Raw genomic sequence first — 12,477 nt, 5'->3', positions numbered from 1 at the left:
AATGGTGGGGCAGGCGATGCTGGTGTGGTTTGGCTCTTTGCCCGCCCGACCTCGTGAGTGAGTGTCTTTCCCCGGATCTGTCGAGTACACCGCCTCGTCTGCGGGGTGTGCGCTGGGCCGGTGCCGTGACTTGATAAGAGCTCGGCCTAGGAGCCTCATCACTGGTCTGTCCGATGCACCGGCCCAGCGCGTGCCACGTCTCGTTTCCCTCACGAGGATTGGCAGGTTCAGGATGGCACGCAGGAGCAGGCGACCGGACAAGCGGCGGGTCGTGGGTGGGGTCGACACCCACCACGACACCCATCACGCCGCGGTGGAGTTGATGAACGGCGGCCGGATCGCGGACGCGGACTTCCCCGCCACGGTTGAGGGCTATGCGCGGTTGCTGGCCTGGATGGAAGGCTTCGGCCGGATCCACGCGGTCGGGGTGGAGGGCACCGGCTCCTACGGAGCGGGCCTGACCCGGTACCTGCGCGGTCAAGGTGTCACCGTGGTGGAGGTGAACCGGCCCGACCGCCGTCAGCGCCGCAGTGTCGGTAAGTCCGATCCGTTGGATGCTTATGCCGCCGCTGATGCGGTGCTGGCCGGCCGCGCCCGCGCACTGCCCAAAGGCAACGACGGGATCGCCGAATCGATCCGGGTGCTGCACCTGACCCGGACCGGAGCCATCAAGGCCCGCACCGCAGCCATCAACGAACTACGAGCCGTGCTGGTCACCGCACCGGCACAACTTCGCGAACACCTCACCGGCAAACCCACCCCGGCACTGATCAGCGCATGCGCACGGCTGCGCCCAGGCACCGACCTGACCGACCCGCTCCACGCCACCAAACACGCCCTCCGCGCGCTGGCCCACCGCCACCAGCACCTGACCACCGAAATCGATGGTCTCAACCTGCACCTGAAAGCCTTGATCACCCAGACCCGCCCCGACCTGCTCGCCATTTACGGCGTCGGGGTCGAGACCGCCGCACAGCTGCTGATCACCTGCGGCGACAACCCCGACCGCCTCACCACCCCAGCCGCCTTCGCCGCTCTGTGCGGGGTGGCCCCGATCCCTGCTTCCAGTGGCAAGACCACCCGGCACCGGCTCTCACGCGGCGGAGACCGCCAAGCCAACCGCGCCCTCTACCTGATCACCATCACCCGCATGAGCCACTGCGCCCGAACCCGAACCTACATCCAACGCCGCACCAGCCAAGGCAAACCCAAACCCGAGATCATCCGCTGCCTCAAACGCTACCTCGCACGCGAACTCTACAAAGCCCTCACCAGCACAAACACCACACCCAGCGACCTACCAGCCGCCGCTTGACACCACATAAGAGCATCCAGGGGGAACCATCCCACTCACATTGTCCAGCCAGAACAACGACGGGCGAAAGTAGAGCGGGGTTCTGTGGATAACGCCGCCCAGGGCGCCGCGCAGTAGGACAGCGGGACTTCGAGGCATGCCACAGGTCACGCCGGGAGTCAACAACCCCATCATTTGGCCGTTCGGCCATTGACTCTCGTCGGCGGACGAGCCTTTTCCCGTTAACACATTTGCAACGTCGGCCCGGGATATGTGCCGCAGAGAGAACCCGGCCCGACCATCTTCCCTGGTGAGATCGGCACGAGACCGCGTCCAGCAGATGTCTTCACGAAATAACAATTACTCCTTGCGATGCCGTCATTACATATGGGCCAGGCAGGTCGTTTTTCAAGGTGATGTCCGAAATTGGGCGAGGCCGTAACCGGACGCGATCTTGGTCAAGTTCTGGGTCAAGATCAGCGTGTCGGGAACCCGCACCCCAGGGTTCCGTCCTGCTCCGCTAGGAGAAGACGTACATGCTCCAACTCCCCAAACGGCGGCATGCCCGGCGCGTGCCGCGTGCGCTGCTTACCAGGCTCGCGGGCGTACGAGCGTGCGCGGTGTTCGTCGCGCTCGCGGTCGCCGCGCTCACCCTGGTCGCGGCGCCTGCGGCCTCGGCCTCCGGCGCCTCGAAACACCTCGTCCCGCGGACCAAGGCCACCGGTCCCGCCTCACCCGGCCGCCACCCGACCAGCCCCGTCTGCCGGGCGCCCCGGCGCGCCGGTGAGATGGCCTGCCTCGCCATGGCACGTGACGACGTCGCCGGGCCGAAGGGGCTCCAGCGGCAGGACGCGCCCGCCGGGTTCGGGCCCGCCGACCTGGTGGACGCGTACAACCTCCCCTCGGCGGGGTCGGGCCAGACGGTCGCGATCGTCGACGCTTTCGACAACCCGAACGCCGAGGCGGACCTGGCCCTCTACCGCCAGCAGTACGGCCTGCCGCCCTGTACGACGGCGAACGGCTGCTTCCGGAAGATCGACCAGCGCGGCGGCACCGACTATCCGCCACCGGACAGCGGCTGGGCCGGGGAGATCGCGCTCGACACCGACATGGTGAGTGCCATCTGCCCGAGCTGCGACATCCTCCTGGTGGAGGCCGACGACAACTTCACCGACAACCTCGGCACGGCCGTGAACCAGGCCGTCGCCCAGGGCGCCAAGTACGTCTCCAACAGCTACAGCGGTGACGAGGGCTCCGACGAGGGCCAGGGCGACGACGCCTACTTCCACCACCCCGGCGTCGCCGTGGTCGCGAGCTCCGGCGACGACGGTTACGGGGTGGGCTACCCGGCGGCCTCGCCGTACGTCACCGGCGTCGGCGGCACCTCGCTCGTGAAGGACGACTCCGCGCGCGGGTGGAGTGAGAGCGCCTGGGACGGCGCGGGCAGCGGCTGCTCCGCGTTCGAGCCCAAACCCTCGTTCCAGCAGGACACCGGCTGCGCGCACCGTACCGTCGCCGACGTCTCGGCGGTGGCCGACCCGGACACCGGCGTCGCCGTCTACAACGGTGGATGGCACGTCTACGGCGGCACGAGCGTGTCCGCCCCGATCATCGCGTCCGTGTACGCCCTCGGCGGCGCGCCGGCGGCGGGCTCGGAACCCACCTCCTACCCGTACGGGCACCCGTCCGACCTCAACGACGTCACCGGTGGCGGCAACGGAAGCTGCGACCCGGCGTACCTGTGTACGGCGGGGGACGGCTACGACGGACCCACCGGGCTCGGCACCCCTGACGGTGTCGTGGCGTTCCGCTCCGGGCCGCACGGCGTCATCGCCGGCACCGTGACGGACGGCACCGAGCCGCTGGCCTCCGCCAAGGTGAAGGCGGGCGACGTCACCACCACGACGGACGGGCAGGGGCACTACACCCTCGACCTCCCGCCGGGGACCTACGACGTGTCCGCGAGCAAGTTCGGCTACACCGGAAAGACGGTCGCGGACGTGCAGGTCGCCGACGGCCAGACGGTCACCGAGGACCTCGCGCTGACCGCCAGGGCGCGCGTCGACGTCTCCGGGCTCGTCCGTGACGGGTCCGGCCACGGCTGGCCGCTCTACGCGACCGTACGGGTCAAGGACGAGCCCACCGCGGTGGCCTACACCGATCCGAAGACGGGGCGGTACACGCTGAGCGTGCCCGCCGACGACACCTACACGCTGCAGGTGGACCCGCTGTACCCCGGGTACACGCAGGACTCCCACGACGTGACGGTCGACGCGGCCGACACGGTGCACGACGTCGACGTCGCCGTGGACCAGACGACCTGCACCGCGGCCGGCTACGGCTACCAGTACACGGGAGCCACGCAGTCCTTCGACGCGGCGACCGCGCCGGACGGCTGGACCGTCGACGACAAGGTCGGCAAGGGTCAGACCTGGGTGTTCGACGACCCGGGCGGCCGCGGCAACCACACTGGAGGTACGGGCGGTTTCGCGATCATCGACAGTGACCACTACGGCACGGGCAACGCGCAGGACAGCTCGCTGATCGGCCCGGTCACCGACCTCAGCGCGCGTACCCACCCGATCCTGACGTTCGACAGCGACTGGTTCGGCTACACCGGCCAGGCCGGCGACGTCGAGCTGAGCGTCGACGGCGGCACGACGTGGACCAGCGTGCGGCACTTCACCGCCAGCGCACGCGGGCCGCGTACCGAGACCGTGGACCTGTCCGCGGCGGCCGGCAAGAGCGACGCACGGGTGCGGTTCCACTTCACCGGCTCGTTCGGCTACTACTGGCAGGTCGACGACGTCTTCCTCGGCGAGCGTACGTGCACTCCCGCCCACGGCGGCCTGGTCGTCGGGCAGGTGACGGACGCGAACACCGGCGCCGGCGTCAACGGCGCCACGGTCACCTCGGCGGACCGGCCGGCGGAGCGGGCGACCTCGGCGGCGACGCCGGACGACCCGGGCCTGGGCGACGGGTTCTACTGGACGTTCTCCTCGCTCACGGGCAGCCACAAGTTCACCGCGACGGCGGGCAACTACGGCTCACGTGAGGTCACCGCGAACATCGCGGCCGACTGGGCGACCGCGGCCGACTTCACGCTGTCCGCACCCCGGATCACGGTCACTCCCACCACGATCAGCAAGGCGGTGGGCTGGCAGAAGTCGGCCACCGGCGCGCTGACCCTGAAGAACACCGGCACGTCGCCGGTGACCGCCAAGATCGGCGAACGGCCCGGCGCGACACAGCCCGCCGCGACCGGCGCACCGGCACAGCGGGTCAAGGGCGACTTCGCCAGCGGGCGGCTGCGGCACGGAGCGGTCTCGCGCGCGAAGGCCGCCGCGGCACCGTCGGCGGCACCATGGACGACCGTCGCCGACTACGCCTCGACGATCATGGACAACGGCGTGGCGGCGCTGGACGGCAAGATCTACTCGGTGGCGGGCACCGACGGCGTGGACACCCTGGACAACGCCTACGTCTACGATCCGGAAACGCAGGCGTGGTCCGCCATCGCGGGCGTGAGCACGGCGCGCGAGGCTCCCCAGGCGACGGCCACCGGAGGAAGGCTCTACGTCACCGGCGGCTGGAGCACCGAGGGTGACACGGTGGCCAAGACGGAGATCTTCGATCCGTCCTCGGGCACGTGGTCCGCGGGCGCCGACAACCCCAGACCGTACGCCGGCTCCGGTGCGGCCGTGCTCGGCGGCAAGATCTACGTCGTCGGTGGCTGCACCGAGGAGTGCGGCACCACGGACGTACAGGTCTACGACCCGTCGGCCGACTCGTGGAGCGCGGGCCCGGCCTATCCCGAGCCGGCCGCCTGGCTGGGCTGCGGGAGCATCGAGGGCACGCTCTACTGCGCGGGCGGTTCGGCGACCGCGAGCACCAAGCACGCGTACGCGCTGAACCCGGCGGGCGGCACCTGGACGCCGATCGCCGACCTGCCGATCGACCTGTGGGCGATGGGCTACTCCGCGGCGAACGGACAGCTGATCGTGTCCGGCGGCGTCACCAACGGCAACAGCACCCTCACCAACCAGGGCTTCGCCTACAACCCGGACTCCAACGCGTGGACGGCCCTGCCCAACTCCAACAACGCCCTGTACCGCGGCGGATCGGCGTGCGGCTTCTACAAGATCGGAGGATCGCTGGGGAACTTCAACGCGGTCAAGAGCGCCGAGACGCTCCCCGGCTACGACCAGTGCGACGCGGCCCCCGACGTCCCCTGGCTGTCGGAGGACAAGACCGAGGTGACGATCCAGCCCGGCAAGAGCGTCAAGGTCAACGTGACCCTCGACGCGAACACCCCGGCGATCACTCAGCCCGGGACGTACACGGCGCAACTCACGGTCGGCGCGAAGACGCCGTACGCGATCGCGCCGGTGACCGTCACGATGACGGTCGGCCCGCCGAACACCTGGGGCAAGATCGCCGGAACGCTGACCGGCGCCGGCTGTACCGGCGCACCCGTGCCGCTGACGGGAGCGACCGTGCAGATCGACTCCTGGGCGGCGTCGTACACGCTCAAGACCGACAAGAACGGCCAGTACGGGTTCTGGCTCGACACTCGCAACAACCCGCTCACGATGATCGTGGCGAAGGACGGCTGGGCGCCACAGACCAGAGTCGTCAAGATCACCAAGCTGACCTCGACCGCGGCCGACTTCGGCCTCAAACCCGACCACACCTGTAGCTGACCCACCACGTGAACGCGCGGGCCGGGATCCCCGGTCCGCGCGCTCACGCGTCCGTGAACCTGCTGCCCTCTGGCCTTCCAGAGAGGGCCGCGCTCACCTGACCGGCTGTCATGGTTGTCCTGAATGCGCCACCGGCCAACCTTCCACGTGCATCAGGCGTCTCATTCTTCCCCCGCAGAATCGAGCAACCCCATGCGCAAGATCATCGCGATATCGGTCACCGTTGGCGCGGTCATGGCCGTGGCGCCGGTCGCCTACGCGAACACGCACACGGCCGGCGGTGGTTCCGCCACATGCAACGCGGACTGGTACGTCAACCCCGACGAGGCCGCGCTGAAGCCGAAGCAGCTCCCGCAGGGTCTGCTCTTCGACGGCCCGTCGCTGATCCACCACAAGAGCGGCGCCTACACGCTGAAGAACGTCCCGACCAACGGCGCCTTCGCCGCGCACGTCTATGCGGGTGCCCGGCCGCTGTTCAAGATGGAGACGTCGAACCCGTACTCGACGATCAACAAGTCGGCGACCGGCAAGTGGTGGTCGAGCAAGATCGCGGCGAGCGAGCCCGGTGGGCAGTCCGACCCGGTCGACTCCCCGGCGGACCTGATCGGCAAGTTCACCTACACCGAGGCCACGACGGTCGCGAGTTTCGGTGTGGGGTACGGCAACGACACGGGAAACAAGGCGTTGGTGGCGGCGGTGTCATTCGGCGGGCACGTCTACCGGCTGACGTGCCGGCCGAAGCACCACCCGAAGCCCACCCCCACCCCGACGGACACCGGCACGCCCTCCCCGACGCCGAGCACCTCGACGTCGCCGGGTGAGGCCCCCGCCCCGACCCCGGTGAACAGCGACCTGCCGGTCACCGGCTGACCTCCGGCAGCGGGAAGCGCCCTTCTCCGCGTGGAGGCGGAGAGCGGGGGCAGAGTCGGCCGATGCGCGGTGACGACGCGGCCCGGCGAGAGCGCACGCTCACGCGTCAGGCGCGGGCCACCCGGAGCAGGTGGAGCGCGGTGTCCGGGAGTTCGCTGCCGCGGGGCCAGACCGCGCGCAGGACGCGGTCCAGGGGCAGCTCGGACGGAACCTCGACCAGACGGCCCGCCGCGATCTCGTCCGCCGCGGCGAGCGCGCTGAGTACGGCCGGGGCCGTACCCGAGGTGGCGGCGACGCGCAGCGGCGCGGTGGCGCCGAGCTCGAGTACGGGCTCGGCCACTCCTCCGTACGGGGCCAGCGCCGCCTCCAGGGTCTCGCGCGTGCCCGAGCCCGCCTCGCGCAGCAGCAACGGTGTCGTCGCCAGCTCCACCGGACGCAGCGGGCGGCGCTTACGTGCCCAGGCGTGGTCCGGGGAGACCACCACGACGAGGCGGTCCCGTGCGACGGCCCGGCTGTGCAGGTCGCGTGGTGCGCCCTCACCCTCGATGAAGCCGAGGTCGGCCTCGCCGGCACGGAGGCGTTCGACCACGAGTGTGCTGTTGGCGACGTTGAGCTCGACGTGGACGGCCGGGTCGATCTCTCTCAGCGTGACGAGCCAGCCCGGCATAAGGTGTTCGGCGATGGTCAGGCTCGCGGTGACGCGCAGCCGGCCGTGCTGACGCGCACGGAGCGCCGCCGCCCCCTCGACCAGCGCGTACGCCTGTCCCAGCAGCGTCCGCGCCCGGTCCGTCACGACGAGCCCGGCCGCGGTGAGCCGGGAACCGCTGGGTGAGCGGACGAGCAGCCGGACGCCCAGCCGCCGCTCCAGAGTGTCGATCCGGGCACTCGCCGACGGCTGGCTGATGCCCTGCCGTGCCGCCGCCTGACCGAGGCTGCCGGTCTCGGCGACCGCGACGAGCAGCTCCAGTGCCTCCAGGTCCGGCAGACGTTGAGTCATAGAGAAACCCTATGACCTGCCAGTGCAACACCTGCTAGTCGCGCCTCCCCGCCGCCCCGATCCTGGAGATCATGACCACCTCGACGGCCCGGCCTCGCGTACGTCCCGACCATGTCGTGCCGTCGCGTGCCGGTCGTCGTGAGCCACGGACCCGGCCGGCGCTCGTGCCGGGACTGGCGGCGTGCGCGGCCGGTCTCCTCGTGGCCTGGAGCGTGCACCGCCTGGTGGGCGCGGTCCCCATGCTCACCGCCGCACTGCTGCTCGGCATCGTCGCGGTCAACACCGGAGTCCTGCCGTCGGCCACGCGTGCGGGTTCCCGGTTCGCCGCCAGCACGGTCATGCGGGCCGGCGTCGTCCTCCTCGGACTTCAGGTCGCGCTGACCGACATCGCCGGTCTGGGCTGGCAGACCATCGTCATGACGGTGCTCGTGCTGCTGGCGACGTTGTTCGGCACCCGCTGGCTCGGTAGCCGGATGGGCTTGTCCGCGCGGACGTCACTGCTGGTCGCCTCCGGCTTCGCGATCTGCGGCGCGTCCGCGGTGGCCGCGGTCGACGGCGTCCTCGGTCACGACCGCGACGACGACCGGGAGCGCGACGCCGCCACCGCGGTCGCCCTGGTCACGCTCTGCGGCACGCTCGCGATCGTGGTGATGCCGGCCGCCGGCCACCTGCTCGGCCTGTCGGCCTACGACCAGGGCCGCTGGATCGGCGCGAGCGTCCACGACGTCGGCCAGGTCGTCGCCACCGCGACGGTCGCGGGCCCGGCCGCCCTCCTGCCGGCGGTGGCGGTCAAGCTGATCCGCGTCGCCATGCTCGCCCCGGTCACCACCGCGATCGCCCTGCGCGTACGGCACGCGGGCCCGGCCGCAGGCCCGGCCGCAGGCGCGAAGCGGCCGCCGGTGCTGCCGGTCTTCTTGATCGCCTTCCTGGCCATGGTGGCGCTCCGCTCGACGGGAGCGGTGCCCCAGGGCGTGCTGGACACGGCGAGCACGGTGAAGGACCTGCTGTTCGCCGCCGCGCTGTTCGGCCTGGGCAGCGCCGTACGCCTCGGACCACTGATCCGCACCGGCCGCCGCGCGCTGCTCCTCGGCCTCACCTCATGGGTGATGATCGCCGGCATCTCCTACGGCGGCGTCCTCCTGACCCGCTAACGCCTCGGTCCCACAAGGTCGCTTGGATCGAAGCTCACCTCGAAGGGTTCACTGAGCTTCAGGATCTCTCCCGCTCGAGCGTCGGCGATCCGCACGTACTCCGTGCCGCGAAGCTCGTACACCGTGACCCGCGGCATCGTGGGCAGCTCGATCTCCATGTAGAAGGGGATGCCGCCTTCCGCATACCGCTGGGATTTCCAGACGCGCTCGTACTTGGAGTTTCCGGGACTGAGGGTCTCCCCGACGAGGATGACGTCCTTGGGATAGACGTAAAGACTGCCCGGCTCGCACAGGCTCGCCGACCTTGCCACCATGACATCCGGGATGAACATGTCAGGGCCGATCCGGATGTTCGTCTCCGGGCTGCCCTCGAACTCAATCGGAGCGGCCGCTTCGAGGATCCGTATCAGCCGGTGACCTGCATTCTGGTGAGGCGGGGGAGGCACGGGGGATGTCACCAATTTTCCCTCGACGAGTTCGTGCCGCATGCCGTCCTCCGGCATCACGGCCACCTCGTCGATCGTCCAGGGCCCTACGCGGTAGTTCGGTGGCATGGCGAGCGCCTCGGTCATCGGTGGGTCACCTCCGTGCACGTTGCCTAGTGTCACATACCGAACACCGATAACTCTATGTGTCCAGGCGGTTACACGAACAGGAATTCGAAAAATCCCGCCACCGATCGCTCATCGGTGACGGGATCTTCGTTGAGACTCAGCGGACCTCGGTGATCTCCGGGCCTCGCTCAAAAGGGTTCAGCGGAGCCCGTTCGCCCTCGTCTTCTTCGCCCTGCTCGGCCTGCTCGGCGGCCATGGCCTGCTGGGCCTCGGCCGGCAGAGTGAGTTCGAGCAGCTCCCGCGGCGGCATCGGGGCGTCCCCGCGTGCCACGACGATCTGCTGGAAGACCTGCTCCATGGTGGCGGCCTGCTCCGGGTCCTCAAGGGCGGCGCCGCTCAGCACGCCGCGCAGGAACCACCGCGGGCCGTCGACGCCGATGAAGCGGACCGGCTGCCAGCCGAAGCCCTGCTCGGCGATGTCCGCGGGCACCTGGTCGCGCATCTCGTCCGGGATGGCCACCGGGACCATGCCGTGGAGCTCGGTGCCGAACGGCCCCTCGGCCTCCTGGGTCTCCCCCTCGGCCTGCTTGATCTCGTCGGCGGTCTCCTTGCGGACCTCTTCCCAGATGCCGTTCTTCTTCGGCGCGGCGAAGGGCTGCACCTGAAGACCGCTCTCCCCGTGCACGATCGTGATCGCGACGATGCGGCCACCGACGGGGTTGCCCTCGGCGTCCTGTTCGACGGCCTCGACGTTCACCTGGATCTCGAGGCCCTCTCCGATGGGGACCTGGATCGCGCCGAAGTCGACCCGCTCCATCTCGGGCACGGAGTCGGCCTCGGAGTCCCACGGGCCGCCATGCGTCACGACCGCAGGCTCATCGTCCTCGATCTCCTCGTCCGCGACGGTCTCCTCGTCGGTCGGCTCGAGGTCGTTCTCGGGCTCATCGTCCCGACGACGGCGTCGAAACACGACTCACGCTCCTTCACTGCTGTGCTGAACGGACGCGCCCGCGACGCGACCCTTCCTTTCGGCTTGGACGTTCCCCGCGTACCCTCCGGTGGATCCGAACCCGCCGTCTCCGCGTGCCGAGCCCGGCAGGGTCTCGACCTCATGGAAGACCGCCCGCTCGACACGCTGGATGACCAGCTGCGCGATGCGGTCGCCGCGCTGGAGGCGGACGGTGGAGCGGATGTCGGTGTTCAGCAGGGTGACCTTGATCTCTCCCCGGTAGCCGGCGTCGACCGTGCCCGGGGCATTGACGATCGTCACTCCCAATCTAGCCGCCAGTCCGGACCGCGGGTGCACGAAGGCCGCGTAGCCGTCGGGCAGCGCGAGCGCGATGCCGGTCGGCACCATCACGCGCTCGCCGGGCGCCAGCTCCACGTCCTCGGCGGCGACCAGGTCGGCCCCGGCGTCACCAGGGTGCGCGTACGTCGGCGCGGGCAGGCCCGGGTCCAGCCGCTGGATGAGTATGTCTACTGTCACGGGTTCACCTCGTGGTCATGGGCCCTGGGCACGTCACAGGGCGTGACACTACCGCCTGAACGGCCTCTTTCCGGTGACCTGCGGCCCGGCGGGCAAAGGGGAACCCGGCGAGCGACGTCACGTACGGCACCGTGCCCCCCGCTCATGACTCTCGCGGTTCGTCCGGTCCCGGCTCGCCGGAGCGCGGCGTCCCGTGCTCCTCCCCGGGCGCCGGCGGCTCCTCCTCCGGCACGGACGGCTCGTCCTCCGTATCGGACGACTCGGACGACTCGGACGTACGGCCCACGGCGAGTGAGGGCGGTTTGGCCGGCGCCTCCGCGGGCGTCGGCTCGGGAGAGCCGCGCAGTGCCGGTATCGCGCGGTAGATGACCGCGGCCGTCGGCACGGCGACGGCGGCGCCCGGAATGCCCGCGACCACGCCGCCGACCGTGATCGCGAGAATGATCGCGAGCGGGTGGAACCGCACCCACCGGCCGACGACGAGGGGCTGCAGGACGTGCCCCTCCAGCTGCTGTTCGAGCACCAGGATGCCGAGGAAGACCAGGGCGGCGATGCCCCCCTTGACGCTGAAGACGACGATGACGGCCACCGCTCCCGCCACCAGGATTCCGACGATGGGGATGAAGCTGCCGAAGAACACGATGACGGCGAGCGGGGCGACCAGCGGCACGCCCATGATGATCAGCACGACCGCGATGACGACCGAGTGGATGGCCGCGACGATCACGGTGCCGTGGACGTACTGGGAGAGGGTCTCCCACGAGGCACGGCCGGCCCGGTCGAAGCGCTCGCGGTAGCGCCCGAAGCCGCTGATGAGCCAGTTCCAGATGCCGCGCCCGTCCTTGAGCAGGAAGAACGTCACGAAGAACAGGAAGACGATGGACGCGATCACCTCACCCGCCACCGTGGCTCCGGTGAAGACCGTGCCGACCACCTTGCCGCGCTGTGCCTGCAGTTGCTTGAGCAGCTCGTCGATGGCCGACTGCAACTGGGAGTTCTTCAGGTGGAGCGGCCCGGTGACCAGCCAGTTCTGCAACTGTTTGACGGTGTGCTGGATCCGGTCCACGAGGTCGGGCACCTGGTCGTTGGCCTGGATGCCGACGAAGGTGCCGACGCCACCGAGCACCCCCAGCGCCAGGAGCATCGTCAGCCAGGTCGCGGCCAGCGACGGCATCCAGCGGCGCAGCCGCTCGGTGATCGGATGCAGCAGGGCGCAGAGCAGGAGGGCGACGGCGCACGGCAGGACGACGAGGCGAAGCATGCCGATGATCTGGGCGACCGCGTAGAGCACGATGCCGATCACGATCAGCCGCCAGCACCATGCCGCCGCCGCGGCCAACACGGGGGGTACTCGCTGATCCCGTTCTGTCACGTTTCCTCCGCAACCGGCCTACCCGAACTCCGCGTGTCCATTCGGCCGCT

General features: G+C 69.9%; 9 protein-coding genes. 4 read left to right on the top strand and 5 right to left on the bottom strand.

The annotated features are described in order from the left end of the window. Positions 1-271 precede the first annotated feature (271 nt). The 3 genes from FB559_RS27275 to FB559_RS27265 all read left to right on the top strand — a co-directional run bounded on the left by FB559_RS27275 (position 272) and on the right by FB559_RS27265 (position 6,867). The gene (locus FB559_RS27275; protein WP_246122107.1) at positions 272-1,315 is read left to right on the top strand and encodes an IS110 family RNA-guided transposase; all 1,044 of its coding nucleotides are present in this window, start codon (positions 272-274) and stop codon (positions 1,313-1,315) included. Positions 1,316-1,830: 515 nt separating this feature from the next. Beyond that, complete coding sequence (locus FB559_RS27270; RefSeq protein ID WP_141958946.1) at positions 1,831-5,997, top strand: carboxypeptidase regulatory-like domain-containing protein; 4,167 nt, start codon at positions 1,831-1,833, stop codon at positions 5,995-5,997. 192 nt (positions 5,998-6,189) lie between these two features. Continuing rightward, positions 6,190-6,867, top strand: a complete 678-nt coding sequence (locus FB559_RS27265) for a hypothetical protein (RefSeq protein WP_141958944.1) — start codon at positions 6,190-6,192, stop codon at positions 6,865-6,867. A gap of 106 nt (positions 6,868-6,973) precedes the next feature. On the opposite strand, the gene FB559_RS27260 is transcribed toward FB559_RS27265, so the two are convergent. Then, positions 6,974-7,864: a LysR substrate-binding domain-containing protein gene (locus FB559_RS27260; protein ID WP_141958942.1), complete on the bottom strand. Its 891-nt coding sequence runs from the start codon at positions 7,862-7,864 to the stop codon at positions 6,974-6,976. A gap of 71 nt (positions 7,865-7,935) precedes the next feature. Here FB559_RS27260 and FB559_RS27255 point away from each other — a divergent pair, with 71 nt between their 5' ends. Further along, positions 7,936-9,015, top strand: a complete 1,080-nt coding sequence (locus FB559_RS27255) for a YeiH family protein (protein ID WP_141958940.1) — start codon at positions 7,936-7,938, stop codon at positions 9,013-9,015. Here the strand turns inward: FB559_RS27255 and FB559_RS27250 are convergent. The 4 genes from FB559_RS27250 to FB559_RS27235 form a co-directional block, all read right to left on the bottom strand. Then, on the bottom strand, positions 9,012-9,587 hold the full coding sequence (locus tag FB559_RS27250; RefSeq protein WP_141958938.1) for a Uma2 family endonuclease: 576 nt from the start codon (positions 9,585-9,587) through the stop codon (positions 9,012-9,014). The two genes, FB559_RS27255 and FB559_RS27250, sit on opposite strands and share 4 nt — an antisense overlap. Positions 9,588-9,726: 139 nt before the next feature. After that, positions 9,727-10,539: a DUF3710 domain-containing protein gene (locus tag FB559_RS27245; RefSeq protein ID WP_246122105.1), complete on the bottom strand. Its 813-nt coding sequence runs from the start codon at positions 10,537-10,539 to the stop codon at positions 9,727-9,729. Between the two features lie 3 nt (positions 10,540-10,542). Continuing rightward, on the bottom strand, positions 10,543-11,055 hold the full coding sequence (dut, locus tag FB559_RS27240) for a dUTP diphosphatase (protein WP_141958935.1): 513 nt from the start codon (positions 11,053-11,055) through the stop codon (positions 10,543-10,545). A gap of 142 nt (positions 11,056-11,197) precedes the next feature. Further along, positions 11,198-12,427, bottom strand: coding sequence for an AI-2E family transporter (locus FB559_RS27235; protein ID WP_141958933.1), 1,230 nt, complete (start codon positions 12,425-12,427; stop codon positions 11,198-11,200). Positions 12,428-12,477: the final 50 nt, after the last annotated feature.

Origin of the sequence: Actinoallomurus bryophytorum (assembly GCF_006716425.1) — a bacterium.
In the GTDB taxonomy this organism is placed as follows: Bacteria; Actinomycetota; Actinomycetes; order Streptosporangiales; family Streptosporangiaceae; genus Actinoallomurus; species Actinoallomurus bryophytorum.
Note: the sequence above shows the minus strand (reverse complement) of the source record. Positions and strands in the feature narration are given on the sequence as shown.